At 62.5% G+C, this 18520-nt stretch carries 21 protein-coding genes; 7 read left to right on the top strand and 14 right to left on the bottom strand.

Annotated elements, in window-relative coordinates; translation table 11 throughout:
• Window positions 1-2: 2 nt before the first annotated feature.
• The gene (locus tag MHY87_RS16745; RefSeq protein ID WP_239353710.1) at window positions 3-812 is read left to right on the top strand and encodes a class I SAM-dependent methyltransferase; all 810 of its coding nucleotides are present in this window, start codon (window positions 3-5) and stop codon (window positions 810-812) included.
• 17 nt (window positions 813-829) lie between these two features.
• Here the strand turns inward: MHY87_RS16745 and MHY87_RS16740 are convergent, their stop codons facing one another.
• Entirely contained in the window at window positions 830-1696 is an 867-nt protein-coding gene (locus MHY87_RS16740) for a GGDEF domain-containing protein (protein ID WP_239353709.1), read from the bottom strand.
• Between the two features lie 499 nt (window positions 1697-2195).
• On the opposite strand from MHY87_RS16740, the gene MHY87_RS16735 reads away from it, so the two are divergent.
• The 4 genes from MHY87_RS16735 (at window position 2196) to MHY87_RS16720 (ending at window position 4640) form a co-directional block, all read left to right on the top strand.
• On the top strand, window positions 2196-2747 hold the full coding sequence (locus MHY87_RS16735; RefSeq protein WP_239353708.1) for a DUF2231 domain-containing protein: 552 nt from the start codon (window positions 2196-2198) through the stop codon (window positions 2745-2747).
• A 47-nt stretch (window positions 2748-2794) separates the two neighbouring features.
• Entirely contained in the window at window positions 2795-3076 is a 282-nt protein-coding gene (locus tag MHY87_RS16730) for a porin (protein WP_239353707.1), read from the top strand.
• A gap of 158 nt (window positions 3077-3234) precedes the next feature.
• Complete coding sequence (locus MHY87_RS16725) at window positions 3235-4119, top strand: calcium-binding protein (RefSeq protein ID WP_239353706.1); 885 nt, start codon at window positions 3235-3237, stop codon at window positions 4117-4119.
• Between the two features lie 365 nt (window positions 4120-4484).
• Window positions 4485-4640: a DUF1127 domain-containing protein gene (locus MHY87_RS16720; protein WP_239353705.1), complete on the top strand. Its 156-nt coding sequence runs from the start codon at window positions 4485-4487 to the stop codon at window positions 4638-4640.
• A 124-nt stretch (window positions 4641-4764) separates the two neighbouring features.
• Here the strand turns inward: MHY87_RS16720 and MHY87_RS16715 are convergent, their stop codons facing one another.
• On the bottom strand, window positions 4765-5523 hold the full coding sequence (locus MHY87_RS16715) for a glucose 1-dehydrogenase (protein ID WP_239353704.1): 759 nt from the start codon (window positions 5521-5523) through the stop codon (window positions 4765-4767).
• 216 nt (window positions 5524-5739) lie between these two features.
• Between MHY87_RS16715 and trmFO the strand changes: the two genes are divergently transcribed.
• Window positions 5740-7158, top strand: a complete 1419-nt coding sequence (trmFO, locus tag MHY87_RS16710) for a methylenetetrahydrofolate--tRNA-(uracil(54)-C(5))-methyltransferase (FADH(2)-oxidizing) TrmFO (RefSeq protein ID WP_239353703.1) — start codon at window positions 5740-5742, stop codon at window positions 7156-7158.
• Between the two features lie 211 nt (window positions 7159-7369).
• Here the strand turns inward: trmFO and MHY87_RS16705 are convergent, their stop codons facing one another.
• The 5 genes from MHY87_RS16705 to yajC all read right to left on the bottom strand — a co-directional run bounded on the left by MHY87_RS16705 (window position 7370) and on the right by yajC (window position 11589).
• Window positions 7370-8212 carry a phytoene/squalene synthase family protein gene (locus tag MHY87_RS16705; RefSeq protein ID WP_239353702.1) on the bottom strand — a complete coding sequence of 281 codons (843 nt, stop codon included), beginning with the start codon at window positions 8210-8212 and terminating at the stop codon, window positions 7370-7372.
• Between the two features lies 1 nt (window position 8213).
• On the bottom strand, window positions 8214-8600 hold the full coding sequence (locus tag MHY87_RS16700) for an Mth938-like domain-containing protein (protein ID WP_239353701.1): 387 nt from the start codon (window positions 8598-8600) through the stop codon (window positions 8214-8216).
• Between the two features lie 4 nt (window positions 8601-8604).
• The gene (gene secF / locus MHY87_RS16695) at window positions 8605-9543 is read right to left on the bottom strand and encodes a protein translocase subunit SecF (protein ID WP_239353700.1); all 939 of its coding nucleotides are present in this window, start codon (window positions 9541-9543) and stop codon (window positions 8605-8607) included.
• A 12-nt stretch (window positions 9544-9555) separates the two neighbouring features.
• On the bottom strand, window positions 9556-11163 hold the full coding sequence (secD, locus tag MHY87_RS16690; protein ID WP_239353699.1) for a protein translocase subunit SecD: 1608 nt from the start codon (window positions 11161-11163) through the stop codon (window positions 9556-9558).
• A gap of 90 nt (window positions 11164-11253) precedes the next feature.
• The gene (gene yajC / locus MHY87_RS16685; protein WP_239353698.1) at window positions 11254-11589 is read right to left on the bottom strand and encodes a preprotein translocase subunit YajC; all 336 of its coding nucleotides are present in this window, start codon (window positions 11587-11589) and stop codon (window positions 11254-11256) included.
• A 224-nt stretch (window positions 11590-11813) separates the two neighbouring features.
• Here yajC and MHY87_RS16680 point away from each other — a divergent pair, with 224 nt between their 5' ends.
• A complete protein-coding gene (locus tag MHY87_RS16680) occupies window positions 11814-12689 on the top strand; it encodes an ATP-binding protein (RefSeq protein ID WP_239353697.1) in 876 nt (291 codons plus the stop codon).
• Window positions 12690-12787: 98 nt separating this feature from the next.
• Here MHY87_RS16680 and MHY87_RS16675 read toward each other — a convergent pair whose 3' ends face one another.
• From MHY87_RS16675 to MHY87_RS16645, 7 genes are all read right to left on the bottom strand, one after another.
• Window positions 12788-13813, bottom strand: a complete 1026-nt coding sequence (locus MHY87_RS16675) for a peptidoglycan DD-metalloendopeptidase family protein (protein ID WP_370644969.1) — start codon at window positions 13811-13813, stop codon at window positions 12788-12790.
• Between the two features lie 124 nt (window positions 13814-13937).
• Window positions 13938-14618, bottom strand: coding sequence for a protein-L-isoaspartate O-methyltransferase (locus tag MHY87_RS16670; RefSeq protein WP_239353695.1), 681 nt, complete (start codon window positions 14616-14618; stop codon window positions 13938-13940).
• A 10-nt stretch (window positions 14619-14628) separates the two neighbouring features.
• On the bottom strand, window positions 14629-15390 hold the full coding sequence (gene surE, locus MHY87_RS16665; RefSeq protein WP_239353694.1) for a 5'/3'-nucleotidase SurE: 762 nt from the start codon (window positions 15388-15390) through the stop codon (window positions 14629-14631).
• Between the two features lies 1 nt (window position 15391).
• A complete protein-coding gene (gene serS, locus MHY87_RS16660; protein WP_239353693.1) occupies window positions 15392-16753 on the bottom strand; it encodes a serine--tRNA ligase in 1362 nt (453 codons plus the stop codon).
• A 105-nt stretch (window positions 16754-16858) separates the two neighbouring features.
• Window positions 16859-17665 (bottom strand): twin-arginine translocase subunit TatC, encoded by an 807-nt coding sequence (gene tatC, locus MHY87_RS16655; RefSeq protein ID WP_239353692.1) that lies wholly within the window; start codon window positions 17663-17665, stop codon window positions 16859-16861.
• Window positions 17665-18195 (bottom strand): Sec-independent protein translocase protein TatB, encoded by a 531-nt coding sequence (gene tatB, locus MHY87_RS16650; protein WP_239353691.1) that lies wholly within the window; start codon window positions 18193-18195, stop codon window positions 17665-17667. Before tatB ends, tatC begins: the two co-directional genes overlap by 1 nt.
• Before the next feature lie 60 nt (window positions 18196-18255).
• On the bottom strand, window positions 18256-18504 hold the full coding sequence (locus MHY87_RS16645; RefSeq protein WP_239353690.1) for a twin-arginine translocase TatA/TatE family subunit: 249 nt from the start codon (window positions 18502-18504) through the stop codon (window positions 18256-18258).
• Window positions 18505-18520 lie beyond the last annotated feature (16 nt).

Genomic DNA, 18520 nt, shown 5'->3' with positions numbered 1-18520 from the left:
ACATGAGCGCCACCGATGCTACCTTTGCCGGCTCGATCCCTATCATCTACGAGCAGCACCTCGGCACGCTTCTCTTTCAACCCTTTGCTGAGGACCTTGCGGCGCGGCTGAGGGATGTCGCCTCCGGCAGGATCCTGGAGACGGCCGCGGGCACGGGTATCGTTACGCGCGCACTCGCCAGGAATCTTCCGTCCGATGTCGAGATCGTCGCGACCGACCTCAATCAGGCGATGCTCGACCTGGCGCAGACCAAGCTGCAAGCTCCCAACGTGACTTGGCGACAGACGGATGCGCAGACGCTTCCCTTCGAGGACAGTTCCTTCGATGCGGTGGTGTGCCAGTTCGGCGTGATGTTCTTCCCTGACAAGCAAGCGGCCTTCCGGGAGGCGCTGCGCGTGCTCAAGCCGGGTGGCCGTTTCCTGTTCAATGTCTGGGACAGACTGGATGCGAACCAGGTCAGCAAGACCGTTTCCGACCAAGCCATCGCCATGTTTCCCGATGATCCGCCACGTTTCTTTGAACGCACGCCCTTCGGCTATTTCGACACGGATCGCCTCTTGGGAGAACTCGAAAGCGCAGGTTTCGAGAACATCGACATCGAGCCGGTCGACAAGGTGAGCAGCGCTCCCAAAGCCGCCAGCGCAGCCATGGGCCTCACTCAGGGAACGCCCCTTCGCGGCGAACTCGAGGCACGCGCTCCCGGACGCCTCGACGAGATTACGGAGAAAGTCGCTCAGGCTCTCGCCAAGCGTTTCGGCGACGGCAAGATCGAGAACCGCATGCGCGCCATCGTCGTGACGGCGCAACGTTGATGCTGCGGCCACGCTCTTCAGATTTGCTGGGGAGCAATCAGCGAGCGGGCTGAGATGACCACATTCCGTCCGTGATCCTTCGCACGATAGAGCGCGAGGTCCGCCTCCTGGAGCAGCGCCTCGATGGTTGCCTGTCTGGAGGTCGAGCATCCCACACTGACGGTCACCTGGGCATGAGGGCCGAGCAGGGTCTTGCCGGCTTTGGAGAGAGCCGATCTCACTGCTTCCGCCAAGTCCGTCGCATCTTCCATGCCCATAGGCAGAATGGCTGCGAATTCCTCGCCACCCAACCGGCCGAAGGATTGCGGTGGCAGATGCTCGCCGAGGATCTGCCCGAAGGCCCGGAGGACTTTGTCCCCCGCCTCGTGGCCATAGCCGTCATTGATGCTCTTGAACCTGTCGAGATCGAAGACGAGGCAGCTGACTGCCCTGCCTTCCACATCCTGGAGCAGTTGGGCTGCATGCTGCATGAAGGCGCGCCTATTAGGGATGCCTGTCAAAGGATCGATGAAGGCGGCCCGCTTGTAGCCGAGCTCCACGCTTTCCTTGGCCATGGACAGGAAAATGAAGGCGAGTGTCGGGGCAAAGACCACCAGGAAAAGCGCCATTTCGGATGACCAGCGCTGAGCCATTGCATCAATCCAGGCAATGGAGGTGAGCGAAAAGCCGAGCCAGGCCCGCATTATGTTCAAGATCGCGAGCAGAACCAGAAGAAAGACGGCAACCCGCTGAGAGGCGAGCCGCTGCGGCGCGTGCCGCCAGAGTTCCCATGCGCACAGCAGCGCATAGATTCCGGTCGTCAGCGAGAACAGGATCAGCCGGTATGCCAGGTCGTCCGCGATAAAAGGATAGGCCGCGCACCAGACCAGTACGCCAGTCATCATGAGCGGGACGAACGCTTTTCGAGCGTTGAAGTCTCTGCAGCCGGCGTAAAGGGCTACATAGGACGACAGCCCGAGGGCATTGCCTACAAGCAGTGCCCAGTAGGTCCCACTGAAGTGGCCTAAATTCGCGACCACGAATCCGCTCGCGAGAAGGCAGAAGGCCACTCCCCACAGGGATAGCGCTCGGACCTTCCTGTTCAATGTCCAGGTAAACAGCAACAACGAGCCGAGAACAACCGCAAGCAAGACAAAGGCAACGCTAAGGGTGGCTGGGTCTAGGGTCATTGGATCGGTTGCAAGATTCGGCTTGGCTGTTGCAGAAGAAAAAAGGGCCTGCAAGGCCATTACCCTAGGGAACTCAATCAGAGCTATCTTCGATTGTCCTTCGCTTGTCCAGTCCCGAGCCGGACAAAACCTAGTCTATGCAACTGGAAGACGCGCAGGAACGAAGTCCCTAACGCAGCATTTTCCTAAGTGTTGCTTCACAGGGAGAGCCCCCATGGGCCGATATCACCGTCACGGTGTCGAGAGCACGGCATCGATTGCCGGGCACCCGCTCCACCATATGCTGATCGCCTTTCCGATTGCTTTCCTGATCGGGGCTTTTGCGACTGACATTGCATTTGTCAGCACCGGCACTCCGTTCTGGGCCGAAGCTTCCTACTGGCTTCTGATGGGAGGCATCATCACGGCCCTCGTTGCCGCCGTGCCGGGCTTCATTGATTTCATGACGATTGACCGGGTGCGCAACCTCTGGATCTCATGGGCGCACATGGTCGCAAACCTAGTGATTGTAGGCATTGCCCTCGTCAATGTCAGTGTCCGCTGGGACAACCCTGCTGCCGGTACCCAAGGCTGGGGCCTCTGGCTGTCAGGCTTGCAGACCCTCTTGCTGCTCTTCAGCGGCTGGCTAGGCGGGGAAATGGCCTATCGCTACGGCGTCGGAGCGATCCAGGACGACAGCCCCGAGGTCGAGCAGTTCCATGTAGAGGTCGAGCGCATGGATACTGCCGACGCCTACAACCGGAGCAGCGGCACGAATTCCCGTTAGATTGCGTCTCCTTTGCTTCATGGCTCCCAGCAGCTAGACTGGGAGCCATGAAGCATCTCGGACTCATCTTCTGGGCACTCGCGCTCCCCATGGGCGCCGCGCAGGCGGCTTCGTCCTGCCCTCCCGGCTTCGCCATGCTTCAGAGCTCGGATACCTGCGTGCGCATCGGCGGCCGGGTTCGCGCCGAGACCATCCTTCGCTCGACGGACAGCCGCAAGAAGGACAACTTCACGAACCAGGCCAGCGGGCGTGTTCAGCTGGATATTCGAAAGCAGACCGAATATGGCCCTGCCCGCGCGTTCATCAGGGTGCAAGGGTTGTCCCGCTGAAGCTTCGCATTTGCTCCATGCGAGAGAAAAGCTGTCGCTTTACACTTCGGTAACCAAGCATCGACGCTGACGAAAACCTGTCGAAGCTGTGCAGCTTAAGTTCAGCTTCACTCCTTCACCCTAAGGTTATCAGGTTACTCAGTGGGGATGCGCCGCAAATGGCAATTTTTCAAGCGTTCAATGCCGCCGGTGTTGGTTTCGACATGTCGAGCACCAGCCCGTCCGGATGGTCGTTCGTAGGGGTCAATCCCTATATCGAGACAGTCAACACTTACGATGACGGAGAGGTCGCCGTCTTTGATGTGAACGGCAGCAGCTTGATCGACCGCTACACCGCCTGGTATTCCAGCAACGGCTACGACATCGTCATCCACGATCTGCTGTATGAGAATTTCGAAGCCGATGTCCTGCTGATCAAGGATCTGAATCTCTACACCAATGTCGATGAGCTCGAAGGCTACGACTGGTACATGGTGCTCAATGCCGGGCACGATACTTTCTACGGCAACGATTACGCAGACCTGATCCGGGGCGGCAAAGGCAACGACCTGATCTATTCCTACGGCGGCAATGACACTCTTTTCGGCGATGCCGGAAACGACAAGATCTACGGCCTCAATGGGGACGACGATCTCTATGGCGGCACGGGCCGCGACGTGCTGAGCGGCGGCAACGGAAGCGATTACTTGAGCGGCGGGCTCGACAGCGACACCCTCACGGGCGGTGCTGGACGCGATTACTTCGTCTTCGACGCCACCCCGTCGCGAAACAATGTCGACACGATCAAGGACTTCAAGCCCGTCGACGACACGATCATGCTCGACAACAAGATCTTCACGAGGCTCGGCCCGGACGGCTGGCTCTCCGGCGCTGCGTTCCGGGTCGGCAAGGCCGCCGCGGATTCGACGGATCGCATCATCTACAACAAAGGCACGGGAGCCCTGCTTTACGATGCCGACGGCAAGGGCGGCGTCGCGGCCATCAAGATCGCCCAGCTCCAGGCAGGGCTGGCCATCACGAAGGCTGACTTCTACGTCCTGTAAAGTCGGCCAGCACCTCAGGACAAAAGCCCCGGTTTTGCTGGGGCTTTTTCCATTTCAGCGTCATGGCCGGGCTTGACCCGGCCATCCACGCCTTCGACCGCGTAAGATGTGGATCCCCGGAACAAGTCCGGGGATGACGGCTGAGCCAGTTTAAGCCACGGCATATGCCTCTGATTGCCCAATCGGAAGGCATTCCCGAGGCTCAGGCTCCGTTAACGTCACATTAGGGCGCTATGCTACTAAAGCATAACAGACCTACATTATTACCACTCCTCTTTCGCAGCGCTCACCCTTATATGCTGCATTGCACACAGCAAGAACAAAGGCCGCCGGTCACAGGGGCCGGCTAACTGAAGGAGTTTCCAATGTTCGTGTCCTACGTCCTCTCTAAAGTCCGCGCCTACATGCGTTATCGCGATACCGTCCGTGAGCTGTCCCTGCTTTCGGACCGCGAGCTCGACGATCTCGGCATCTCCCGCTTCCAGATCGAGAGCATCGCTCGCGAGCATGCTGTCGCCTAAGAATTAGCTGCACTGCAGCATAAGGTTCTCGCCCGCCTCAAGCGGGCGTTTTCTTTTTCAGGGCCCTGTTTTCCGGTGCCTCTAGAATGTGCCTCCCTGCCGAAACGGAAGGCAGGTCAAGAGCCTACCTGCCGCCCGTCACCGGCAAAACGGCCCCGGTGATATAGGATGCGGCGTCCGACATCAGGAACAGCACCGCCTCAGCAATCTCCTGAGGCTCGCCGATCCGCTTCATGGGAATGAAGGGCAACAGGCGCTGCAGACGGCCCGCATCCTGGGTGCTGCGCTCATGGATGTCGGTTCGCGTCATGCCCGGCGACACAGCATTGACCCGCACGCCCTCGGTCGCAAGTTCCCGCGCCAGTCCGATAGTCAGCGAGTCGATGGCTCCCTTCGAGGCCGCATACCAGACATATTCGTTGGGGCTGCCGAGCACGGCCGCCACGGACGAGATGTTGACGATGGAGCCGCCCTGCCCGCCCCGGCTCTGCGACAAGCGCCGCGCCGCTTCGCGCGCCACGAAGATGGCACCCGTGACATTGATGTCGATGCAGGCGCGGATCGTCTCGGCCGAGGTTTCCGCGAGCTTGCCCGACTTGCCCGTGATGCCCGCATTGTTCACCACATGGGAGAGAGGCCCGAGCCGCTCCTCCACCTCATCGAACAGGCGCAGCACGTCCTCTTCCGCTGCAACATCGCCCTGAAAGGCCAAAGCCTCCACGCCTGCAGCGCGGCAAATCTCGACGACCTCGTCCGCAGCCGCGCTCTCGGAGCGGTATGTGATGGCCAGATCATAGCCGCGCGAGGCGGCAAGCTGCGCGATCGAAGCCCCTATGCCCCGGCTGCCGCCTGTAATAAGGACCACGGGCCGCTTCGTTTGCATGGCGCACCTTTTCCAGAAAACACAGGCCCAGCTTGACCAGCGCCCCCATGGGAGTCAACAAGCTCCCGAAGCATCGGACCCAAAAGTGGATTGCACTTTTGGGACTTAATCCGATGCTCCAGTCTTTAAACGGCGCATCGCCTGACGCGAAAAAACGGAGCCACTTTTTGCTAGCGCGGCCCGCTTGGGCCCGCGCGATGTGCTAGGAGAATGACCATGAGCAAGATCGAACCCATTCACGTCATCGGCGGCGGCCTCGCAGGCTCCGAAGCCACCTGGCAGATTGCGCAGGCCGGTGTTCCTGTCATCCTCCACGAGATGCGCCCCGTGCGCGGCACCGACGCGCACAAGACGCAAGGTCTTGCCGAGCTCGTCTGCTCCAACTCCTTCCGCTCGGACGATGCCGATACTAACGCCGTCGGACTGCTGCATCAGGAGATGCGCACGCTGGGCTCGCTCATCATGGCGAAGGGCGACGCCAACCAGGTGCCCGCAGGCGGCGCGCTGGCTGTCGACCGCGACGGCTTTTCCGATGCGGTGACGGCGGCGCTCGAAGCGCATCCGCTCGTCACCATCGAGCGCGGCGAGATTGGTGGCCTTCCGCCGGAGGAATGGTCCTCCGTCATCGTCGCCACCGGCCCCCTCACCTCGCCGGCACTGGCCGAAGCGATCCTCGGGCTCACGGGCGAGACGTCGCTCGCCTTCTTCGACGCCATCGCGCCCATCGTCTATCGCGAGTCCATCAACATGGACGTGGCGTGGTTCCAGTCGCGCTACGACAAGGTCGGCCCCGGCGGCACGGGCAAGGATTACATCAACTGCCCCATGACGAAGGAGCAGTACGACGCCTTCATCGATGCGCTGATCGCAGGCGACAAGACCGAGTTCAAGGAGTGGGAGGCGAACACGCCCTACTTCGACGGCTGCCTGCCCATCGAGGTCATGGCCGAGCGTGGCCGCGAGACCCTGCGCCACGGCCCCATGAAGCCCGTCGGCCTCACCAATCCGCGCAATCCGGAAGTGAAGCCCTATGCCATCGTGCAGCTGCGCCAGGACAATGCGCTCGGCACCCTGTTCAATATGGTGGGCTTCCAGACCAAGCTGAAATACGGCGCGCAGGGCGACATCATCCGCATGATCCCTGGCCTCGAGAACGCCGAGTTCGCGCGTCTGGGCGGCATTCACCGCAACACCTATCTCAACTCTCCCAAGCTCCTCGATCCGACGCTGCGCCTGAAGGCGATGCCGCGCCTGCGCTTCGCGGGCCAGATCACCGGATGCGAGGGCTATGTGGAAAGCGCCGCAGTCGGCCTCATGACAGGCCGCTTCGCTGCAGCCGAGCGTCTCGGCCGCCCGATCCAACCGCTGCCGCACACCACGGCGCTCGGCGCGCTCATCAACCACATCACCGGCGGCCACATCGAGACCATCGATGAAGGTCCACGCTCGTTCCAGCCCATGAACGTGAACTTCGGCCTCTTCCCGCCGCTCGATGCATCGCCGAAATCGGAAGACGGCAAGCGCCTGCGCGGCTCGGCCAAGGCGATGGCGAAGAAGAAGATGCTGACGGATCGCGCGCGCGTCGATCTCGCGGCGTGGCTGTCTGCGGCGAACATGCCGGCGGCTGCGGAGTAGTTTACACTCGTCATCCCGGACGCCATGAGGCGATCCGGGATCGTTATCAGAACAGAGCCCCTGAACCTCCACTGTCATTCCCGCGAGGGCGGGAACCCATAAACACCATGGGCGCTGATTGAAGCGGGTATGTCCCGCTGTGCTTTTCTCTTTCCATCGTGGTTATGGATCCCCGCCTTCGCGGGGATGACACTGAGGGCCGCGCCCGTTCCTAAAACGGCCCGCGCCAGAGTCCCCAAATCTTACGCCATTGCGGGAGGTCGACCGGCGTGTGCAGCGGGTCGTAATCGCGCTTCTCCATCGCCTTCAGGTAAGGCTCCACCAATGCCAGCGGACGGAAGGCAGGCTCCGCCGCTGACGGGATCGTGGAACGCAATGTCCGTACCTGAGCGAGATGGCGGCGTGCGACGGCGCGCATGTCGGCGAGCGCATTTTTAAGCCCAGGCCCACCGCGCCCGGTCACGATGTCATCGCGCACCACGCCGTGATGGGCCAGAATATCGACAGGCATGTAGAGCTGGCCTTGCCGTGCGTGGATCGGGAAGGCGCGAAGCAATCCTGTGACGGCATAGGCCACGCCCGCATGGCCTGCGGCATCCGCCGTGCCGGGGTCCTTGCCGTCGTTGAGGATGATGCTGGAGAGCTGGATCAGGCTAGAGGAGGTCTCTCCGCAATAGCCTTCCAGATCGTTCAAGCTCGGCATGGGATCGTCGTAGAGATCGAACATGCGTGCATCGATCAGATCGACGAAGGATTGCCGGGGCAGACGGAACTTGACGATGGTATCGTCGAGCGCGGCAGCGATGGGATTGGCCCGCACGTCGCCCCTCGCCTCGCCCTGCAGTGCATCGCGCCACCATTGCAGGCGGATCTCGCCCAGCATCGGCTCACGCACGGATTCACGCACGCGCGCGATCTCGAAATTAAAGGCGTAGAGCGCGTGGAGATAAGGCCGCTTGTCAGCGGGCGCGAGAAGGCTCGCGAAATAGCGGTCGGGATCGGCCTCGCGCACAAGCTCGGCGCAATGATCGAAGTTGGATGGATTTTCAGCCATTCTACGCGACGGCAATGAGGGCAGCGGCAACCTTGCGGTTTTCCGCCAGCAGGATGTTGTAGGTGCGCGCGGCAGCCCCCGTCTGCATCACGTCAAGGCCGATACCGGCTTCGCGGAAGCGTTCGCGCAGGCTTGCCGGAATGGCGGCCACATCCACGCCCGTGCCGATGAGCAGCAGTTCTATCTCATCGGCTTCCGCAAAGATCGGCTCCAACACCGCGTCGGTCAGCCCCTTGATGGAGCTGATGGGCCAAGCCTTGATGCCTGACGGCAGCGCGAGGATCGAGCCACGATGGGACATGTCCGCGAAGCGAAAGCCGCCATTGCCGTAGGCATCGATCGGAAAGCGTCCGGGGACGAAACCGTCATACAGGCGGCCATCGCTCATGGTTTTACTCCGCGGCTGCGGCCTTGCCCTCCGGCACCTTCACGGTCTCGGATCCGCGCAGGCCGATATAGATCAGCATGGGCGAGGAGATGCAGATGGCCGAATACGTACAGATCACCACTCCGTAGAGCATGACCTGGGCGAAGCCCTGGATCGCCTGACCGCCGAAGAGCACGAGAGCCAGAAGCGACAAAGCCGTGGTCGCCGCCGTCATGATCGTGCGGGACATGGTGTGGTTGATCGACAGGTTCAGCAGCTCTTCCGCCGGCATGGTCTTGTAGCGGCGCATGAGTTCGCGGGTACGGTCGAACACCACCACGGTTTCGTTGAGCGAGTAGCCCACGATGGTGAGGATCGCCGCAATCGAGGTCATGTTGAACTCGTGACGGGTAATCACGAAGAAGCCGATGGTGAGCACGATGTCGTGGAGCGTACCGATAATCGAGGCCACCGCCAGCTCACGCTCGAAGCGGAACCAGAGATAGAACAGAACCGCGAGCACCGAGAGAACGATGCCGATGGTGCCGGACTGGACAAGCTCGCCCGACACGCGCGGACCCACCGTCTCGACGCGGCGGAAATCGTACTCGTTGCTGAAGGTGTCGCGCGCCTTCTGCACCACGCCTGCCTGAGCGGCTTCGCCACCGGGCTGCGTGGGGAAGCGCAGCGAGACCTCGCCCACTGTCCCGAATTCCTGCACCTCGACCTCGCCGAAGCCGAAGCCTTCGGCGGTCTGGCGGATCTGGGCGACGTTGGCCTGGCCGGACTTGGCCTGAATCTCCATGAGCGTACCGCCCGTGAAGTCGATGCCGAAGTTCAGACCCATGGTCATGAGCATGATCGCTGTGGCGATGGAAATCAGCGCCGACAGCGGGAACGAGAAGCGCCGGAAGCGCATGAAGTCGAAATGGGAGTTTTCGGGCCAGAGGCGAATGAGGCGCACGATACTAACTCCTTAGAACGGAAGGACTTTGGGACGCATCCACTGATACCAGAGCGCAATCATCATGCGCGTCAGGGTAACGGCGGTGATCACCGTCGTGAGGATGCCGAGAATGAACACGACCGCGAAGCCGCGAACGGGACCGGAGCCGAGGAAGAACAGGATCACGGCGGCAATGGCCATGGTGCTGTTCGAGTCCACGATGGTCGCAAACGCCCGGTCGAAACCGGCCTGAACGCCGGAGACGATGGAACGGCCCGACTTCACTTCTTCGCGGATGCGCTCGTAGATCAGCACGTTCGAGTCCACAGCCGTGCCGATGGTGAGCACGATGCCTGCGATACCGGGAAGCGTCAGCGTGGCTTCCAGCACCGACATGAGGCCGAAGATCAGGCCCACATGGACGAGCAGCGCGATGTTGGCGATGAGGCCGAACACGCCGTAGGTGGCGAACATGAAGATGATGACGAAGATGCCGGCCACATAGGTCGCCATCTTGCCCGCCTCGATGGAGTCGCGGCCGAGGCCGGGGCCGACAGTGCGCTCTTCGACGATGGTGAGCTTGGCGGGCAGCGCGCCGGAGCGCAGCAGCACGGCGAGGTTATTCACCTGCTCGATGGTGAAGCTGCCCGAGATCTGTCCCGAGCCGCCGGTGATGGGCGACTGGATCGTGGGCGCGGAGATCACCTCGTTGTCCAGAACGATGGCGAGCTGGCGGCCCAGGTTTTCCGTCGTCGCCTGACCGAAGCGCTGCGCGCCGCGGATGTTGAAGCGGAAGTTCACGATGGGCTGGTTGGTCTGTGAATCGAACGCGGCCTGAGCATCCGTCAGGTCGCCGCCTTCGGCGATCACGCGGCGCTCGACGGGAACACGCTGGCCGCCTGCATCGCGCATGGGCAGCTGATCCACGTCCGTGGCGCCAGCCTGAGCCAGCAGACGGAATTCGAGATTACCCGTCTCGCCCAGAAGCGTCTTGAGCTGTTGCGGGTCCTGAAGGCCGGGAACCTGGACGAGAACGCGGTCCGCGCCCTGACGCTGGATGCTCGGCTCCGTGGTGCCGGTGGCGTCGATACGGCGGCGGATGACTTCGATGGATTGATCGACGGCGCGGCGGACGCGCTCGTTGATGCCCGCATCCGTCAGGGTCAGCGAGATCGCGCCGTCGGGCGTCTCGTTGATGACCATGTTGGCATTGCCGGTCTGGCCGAGAACGGCATTGCCGGTGGGCTGAGCCAGTTGCCGCAGAGCAGGCATCAGGCGCTCGCGGTCGGCTGCGTTCGGCACGCGGATCTGCACGCCGCGCTGGATCGTCTGAATGCCGTTCTGCGAGGCGACGCGGGTATCGCGCAGGATGCGGCGCACGTCGTCGCGCATGAGCGTGACCTGACCGCGCACGAGATCGGCTTCGTCCACCTGGAGGAGGACGTGAGAACCGCCCTGCAGGTCGAGGCCGAGCACGATGGCGCGCGAAGGCACGAGCCAGGACGGCACCCAGCTCGGAACGGAGGCCAGATAAGCCTTGCGCTGCTCAGGCGACATCGCGCTCGGCACCGCCAGCAGCAGGCCGATGATGATGATCGCCATGGTGGTGATGATCTTCGACTTCGAGAAGCGCAGCATCGTCCGCTCAACCTTTCTCAAACACTTGCCGCACATGGAATGCGGCGAACCGGCCCTCAAGGGCTCTCGCCCGAGGGCCGGTCGTTATTTTTAAGCCTTCACCGGCTCGCTCTTGGTGCGAACCTCGGAGATCATGGCGCGAGCCACTTTCACCTTCACGTTGTCCGAGATCTCGACCTCGACGTCGGCCGAATCCTCGAGCACCTTCGTGACCTTGCCGATGATGCCGCCGGAGGTGACGACCACGTCGCCGCGACGCACGTTCTTGATCATCTCCTGGTGAGCCTTCACCCGGCGCTGCTGGGGACGAATGATCAGGAACCACATGATCACGAAGATCAGGATGAACGGGACGAACTGGATGATGGCATCCATGCCGCCACCGGTACCGGTGGTCGCTTGAGCGAAAGCGGGTGAAATGAACAAGCGGCTCTCCATGGATAAAGGCGCGTGGCAGGCGCTCTCTTAAGGCCCACCCGCGCCAGACGGGATTAGAAGTGGGCGGACTATACCCATCGACTCCGCGAAATCAATGAAGTTAGAGGCCTTTCCCAAGGCTCCTTCAGGCCCAAAGGCCGCTCTTTAATGGACCGGAGGCCGAAAAATGCGCTAAGCACGGCTTCATCACCGTTTCTTGAAGCCGGATGCCCATGCCCGCAGACCTCACCTCCCCCGAATCCATGGCCCTGCTGAAGCGCATTGCCGACGCCCTGGAGCGCCTTGCCCCTGCGGGCGACACACAAGCCGACTTCGCGGCGGCGGATGCCTTCGTCTGGTATGCGGCGGGCCGCCGCCTTGCCCCCGTTCCGAAGGTGAACCGGGTCGAGATGAACCTTCTTCGAGGCATCGACCGGGTCCGCGACCAGCTCGCCGAGAATACGAGCCGCTTCGCCAGGGGGCTGCCTGCCAACAACGCCCTGCTCTGGGGCGCCAGGGGCATGGGCAAGTCGTCCTTGGTGAAGGCGGTTCATGCGGAGATCAACGCGACGAAGCCAGCCGACGCCCGTCCCCTGAAGCTCATCGAGATCCATCGTGAGGATATTGAGACCCTGCCCGACCTCATGGGTCTTCTGCGCTCGGACCCGCACCGTTTCATCGTCTTCTGCGACGATCTTTCGTTCGATGCGGACGATACCTCCTACAAGTCCCTGAAGGCTGTGCTGGAAGGCGGCATCGAGGGCCGCCCGGACAACGTGATCTTCTACGCCACGTCGAACCGCCGCCACCTGCTTCCTCGCGACATGATGGATAACGAGCGCTCGACCGCCATCAATCCGGGCGAGGCCATTGAGGAGAAGGTGTCGCTTTCCGACCGCTTCGGCCTCTGGCTCGGCTTCCACAAATGCAGCCAGGACGAATATCTCGACATAATCTTCGGCTATGTGGACCATCTCGGCCTCAAGGCCGACCGCGATACCATCCGCGCCGAAGCTCTCGAATGGGCCACGACCCGCGGCGCGCGTTCAGGCCGCACGGCCTGGCAGTTCATTCAGGATCTGGCGGGGCGGTTGGGGAAAGCGATCTGACAATCGCAAAACGACAAAAGGACGGTGGCTGAGCTCCACCGTCCCCTTGCCTGATCAGCCTCGGGTCTCGAAAGCCAATCTGAACTTGTCCTGCGAACTTAGTCCGCGAGATGCTTCATCGGGTCGACCGGGGTCGCGCCCTTGCGGATCTCGAAGTGGAGCTGCGGCGAGGTCACGTTGCCGGTCTGGCCGGACGTAGCGATCACCTGTCCGCGCTTCACCTGCTCGCCACGCTTCACGCTGAGCGCGCTGTTATGGGCGTAGGCCGAGACGTAACCATTCTCGTGACGGACGAGGATGAGGTTGCCGTAGCCCTTCACCTCACTGCCTGCGTAAGTCACGGTGCCGGCCTCGGCGGCCTTCACGGGCGTGCCTTCGGGAACGGCGATGTTGATGCCTTCGTTGCCGCCATTGGCGCCGAAGCCTGCGATGACGCGGCCACGGGCCGGCCAGCGGAAGTCGCCGCTGGAAAGGCTTGCCGTCTGCTCGGGCTCGGCCACGGGGGCCTTCGCCTCAGGCTGGACAGGCTGCGGAGCGGGAGCCGGAGCGACCGGCTGCGGCGCGACCGGAGCGGGCTTCATCGGCTGGGGCTCAATGGCCGCAACTTTCTGAGGCTCGAGAGGACGGGCGGGCGTCACGAGCGGCTCATTGACGGCGGAGGCAACCTGCTGCGGAGCGGGCTTGGGCTGAAGCGGAGCCTCAGACTGCATGCCGGGACGGACGCGGCTGGGGGTCAGTTGCTCGCCGGTTGCCACCTTGGTCTGGTCGACGAAGCGGACTTTCGGCTGCGCGGGAGCGGGAGCCGCCGCCATGGGGCGCGGCTGCTGGACCGGAGCGGAGACGGGAGCCGATGCCATGCGCGAAGGCTGGGACAGGGGCTGAGCCTGAACCGGGGGAAGAGCCTGCGCCTGAACGGACGGAGTCGGAGCCGCTGCATAAGAGGGAGAAGGCTGAGAAGCCGTGGGTGTGCCGGGAGCAACGCGCTCACTGTTGGCAAAGGGGTTGGAGAACGGGTTCTCGGCAAACCGCGAGCTTTCACCGCTACAAGCGGCAGCCATAGAGCCGATCAATCCCACCAGAGCGATCCGCGACACCGTAGACCAATGCCCGGAACCAACACGCATACGCATAACTCAAATACCCCAACCGCACGCAACTCGATGGGGCCATTAAAACCCTGTTCAGGTTAAGCAACGGTTGACGCCAAGAAAAATGTCGTAACCGTGTCGCGAAAATTTTTCGATTCGATCAGAGTGTCGCCGCAATGCCGGGAACGAGCCGGGTCATGCGCAAAGGCGCGCCCAGGCTCTGGCTGATCTCGCCGTCAGGCTGCCGGTCGATCTGAACGAGACGTGGCCCGTCCGCATGGGGCAGCGCCCCCACGAGCCGTCCGCCGGGTCCGAGCAGGGACAGCAGCGATTGCGGAATATCAGGGCAGGTGCCGTTGAGCAGGATCCGGTCGAACCGTTCGCGCACGCGCACCGCAAGCCCGTCGCCGACCTCCAGCCTTACCTTGCCTGCTTCGACGATCTTGAGATGCTGCGCGGCGCTCTCTGCCAGGGTGTTGAAGCGCTCGACCGTCGTCACCTCCGCGCCGAGATGCGCGAGGAGCGCCGTCACATAGCCGGTGCCGGTGCCCACTTCGAGAACGCGCTGGCCCGGCTCGACATGGAGCGCAAGCAGCATCATCGCCACCGTGCCCGGCGTGGTCATGGTTTGCCCGCAAGGGAGAGGCAGGGCGATGTCCCTGCGCGCGAGATCGCGGAAACGGCGCGGAGCGAACACATCGCGCGGCACGAGTTCCATGGCGCGCAGCAGCGGCGTGTTGCGGATGCCTTTGGCGAGCAGGGAGAGAAGGAACGACGCGACGTCGATGGCCTCCTGCTCGTTGCGTCCTCCCGCTTCTGAGTAGAAAGGCTCCCGTCTCATCGCACCTTCCTCAATCGAAGGCCTGCGCGTAGCGCGTGAGCGTGGGCTCGTCGGTCATGTCGATGCGCAGCGGCGTGACGGAGATGCGCTTGTTGGCGAGCGCCCAAAGATCGGTGCCGTTGCCGGGCGTGAATGGCCCGCGCTCGAATGCGATCCAGTAATAAGGATTGCCGCGCCCGTCGAAACGCGCGTCGAGACGCAACAATTCCTGTGTACGCTGCCCCTGGTTCACCACCGATGTGCCCTGCACGTCTTCCGGCTCGCAATCGGGGAAGTTTATGTTGACGAGGATGCCCTTGTCGATGCCCGCGTCCAGGATCTTACGGATGACCTTCGGGCCGTGATGCTCGGCGCAATGCCATTTGAGCTTATCGCGGCTTCCGGGGCCATAGGCCTGCGACAGCGCGATGGAGGGAATGCCGAGTAGCGTGCCCTCGATAGCGCCAGCAACGGTGCCGGAATAGGTCACGTCCTCTGCCGCGTTCTGCCCGCGATTGACGCCGGACAGAACGAGGTCAGGCTTGTGCTCGCGCATCAATTCGCGAACGCCCATGATCACGCAATCGGTCGGCGTGCCCTTCACTGCGAAATGCCGGTCGGAGACTTCGCGCAGACGCAGCGGATCGTTGAGCGAGAGCGAATGGGCCACGCCGCTCTGATCCGTCTCGGGCGCCACGACCCACACATCGTCGGAGAGCTGGCGCGCGATGGCCTCCAGGGTCTTCAACCCCGGAGCATGGATACCGTCGTCGTTGGTGCACAGAATGCGCATCTTATGCCTGACGCTCGATGCGGGTGACGCCGCCCATATAGGGCTGCAGCACGGCGGGCACGGAGACGCTGCCGTCCGCATTCTGGTAGTTCTCCAGAACGGCGACGAGCGTGCGTCCGACCGCAAGGCCCGAACCGTTGAGCGTATGCACGAAACGCGGCGACTTCTCGGAGGCAGAGCGGTAACGCGCGTTCATGCGGCGCGCCTGGAAATCCGAGCAGACCGAGCAGCTCGAAATCTCGCGATACATCCCCTGCCCTGGCAGCCACACCTCGATGTCGTAGGTCTTGGTCGAAGCAAAGCCCATGTCGCCCGTGCAGAGCGTCATGGTACGGAACGGCAGCTCCAGCTTCTTCAGCACATTCTCCGCGCAGGTGAGCATGCGCTCATGCTCGTCGGCGGAGGTTTCCGGCGTCGTGATCGAGACGAGCTCGCATTTCACGAACTGATGCTGGCGGATCATGCCGCGCGTGTCGCGGCCGGCGGAACCAGCCTCCGCACGGAAGCTCGGGGTGAGTGCGGTGAAGCGCAGGGGCAGCTCTTCCTCCGAGAGGATTTGCTCACGCACGAGATTGGTGAGTGTCACTTCCGCCGTGGGGATCATGCCGTAGCGGCTGTCCTTGATGAGCTTATCGACAGCCTCGCGCGATTGGCCTTCGAACGCAGCGGCGACAGCCTGCTCGAGGGAGTTGCCGGGGAAGGCCCAGAACTGATCGTCCTCGAATTTCGGCAGCTGCGCCGTGCCGAACATGGTCTCGTCGCGCACCAGCAGCGGCGGATTCACTTCCGTGTAGCCGTGCTCATTGATGTGCAGGTCGATCATGAACTGGCCGAGCGCGCGCTCAAGACGGGCAAGTCCGCCTTTCAGCACCACGAAGCGCGAACCGGACAACTTGGCGGCGGCCTCGAAATCCATGAGGCCGAGAGCCTCGCCGATCTCGAAATGCTGCTTGGCGCTGTTCATCGTCGGCGGCGTGCCGAAGCGGTGGCGCTCCACGTTGCCGGTCTCGTCACCGCCGACAGGCACGTCGTCCTTCGGAATGTTCGGAATGGAACTCAGCGCATCGAAGAGAGCCTTCTCGGCGAAGCGCTCGGCTTCTTCCAGAGCCGGCATCGTTTCCTTGATGCTGGCGACCTCGGCCATCAGTTCCTGCGCGCGAGCCTCGTCCTTCTTGGCCTTAGCCTGGCCGATCTCCTTGGACATGGCGTTGCGGCGCTCGGTGGCAGCCTGCAGCGCGGAAATCGCGCTTTTGCGGGCATCGTCGAGGGCGATCAGCTTCGCAGACAGAGGCTCCATGCCCCGGTTCAGGAGGCCTTTGTCGAAAGCCGCGGGGTTTTCGCGGATGGAACGGATGTCGTGCATGGGACTGACTCGGGTCTGCTGGAGTGAAGCGCCCTGCCCTTAGCACAGACCGCCCTTTAGATCATGCCAAGGATATAGCGGCCTTATGGAGCGGCTTTAAGAGCCCTATCCTTCAGCCGCACGCGCGGCCTCGGCTTCCGCGCGCTTCTTCTCGACCATACGGACGGAGAAGATGGACGCCTCGTAAAGAAGCAAGGTGGGGACCGCAAGGGCGAACTGGCTGATCACGTCCGGGGGTGTCAGAACCGCCGCGATGATGAAGACGACCACGATGGCATAGCGCCGCTTGCTCTTCAGGAACTCCGAATCGATGATCCCGGCCCGGGCCAGCAGGGTCAGGATCACCGGCAGCTGGAAGCATATGCCGAAGGCGAAGATCAGGGTCATGATCAGCGATAGGTATTCGCTGACCTTGGGCAGGAACTCGATGGCCGGCGCGTTGTCGGTCGCAAGCTGCTGCATGCCGACAGAGAAGCGCATGAGCAGCGGCATGGCCACGAAATACACGCAGGCCGCGCCGATGGCGAAGAGAACCGGCGTCGCGACGAGATAAGGCAGGAAGGCCCGCCGCTCATTCTTGTAGAGCCCCGGTGCCACGAACTTGTAGATCTGAGCGGCGATTACCGGGAAAGCCAAAAAGCCCGCGCCGAAGGCCGCGACCTGAATCTGCGTGAACAGATATTCGAGGCCGTGCGTATAGACGAGATGCGCCTTCTCGGGTGAGCCAACCGCGAAAACATAGGGCCAGACGAGAATATTGTAGATGTACTTCGCGCCGGCGAAGCAGATGAAGAACATGATCACAAACGCGATCAATGCCTTGATCAGGCGCGAGCGCAGTTCTGTCAGGTGCGCGATCAGAGGCGCGCGCGATGCCTCGACCTCATCCTCTTCAATGGGGGCGGTGGTCATCAGGCCTTCACGTCCGATTTTTCAGGGGCTTCCGCAACGGCGGCAGCATTTTTCTGGGTTTCGATCTCCGCCTCGCGGCGCAGGGATTCGGCAATGGCCTCAGCCGGATCGTCCATCGGTGGAGGCGGCAGCTCGACCAGTGGATCGGCAGGCGCCGGCTCACGTCCTTCCACGACGGCCTGGATCGAGGCATCGCCCATCGGCTGCGGAACAGGTGTTTCAAGCGCGCCCGTCACCGGCTTCTCGACGGCGGTCTTCAACTCGTCCCGAATGGTCTGGATGGGGTTGAAGCCCGTGCTGTTCAGATCGGAAACGGAATCGTTCACGCCCTGAAGCTGCTTCTTCACCTCGTCGAGCTCGGCCTCGCGCATGGCCTCGTTGAACTGGCCCTGGAACTCCGCCGCCATGCGGCGAAGCTTGCCCGTGACTTGTCCAACCGTCCGCAGGGCGCGCGGCAGGTCTTTTGGGCCAATCACGATCAACGCAACGGCGCCGATCACCATGACCTCACCCCAGCTCATGTCCAACATGCTGTGGCCTCGACCCTGCCTTTACTCACCGCAGCCACGAGCGTGGCTGCCCTCAAGAACTCAACCGACCTTGTGGTCCGTCGTCGCGGCGTTCGTCTGAGCGCCCGTCGCGCCAGCCTGATGGTCGATCGTGCGGACCGGCTCCGAAGGCTGCGCGGGCTTTGCCGTCTCGTCCTCGGCCATGCCCTTCTTGAAGGCTTTGATGCCCTTGGCGACATCGCCCATCATGTCGGAGATTTTGCCGCGCCCGAACAATAGGACAACGATCAGACCCACAACGATCCAGTGCCAAATACTTGCGCCACCCATGGCAATCCTCCTGCGC

It is taken from the genome of Microvirga sp. ACRRW (assembly GCF_022346925.1).
GTDB lineage: Bacteria > Pseudomonadota > Alphaproteobacteria > Rhizobiales > Beijerinckiaceae > Microvirga.
Note: the sequence above shows the minus strand (reverse complement) of the source record. Positions and strands in the feature narration are given on the sequence as shown.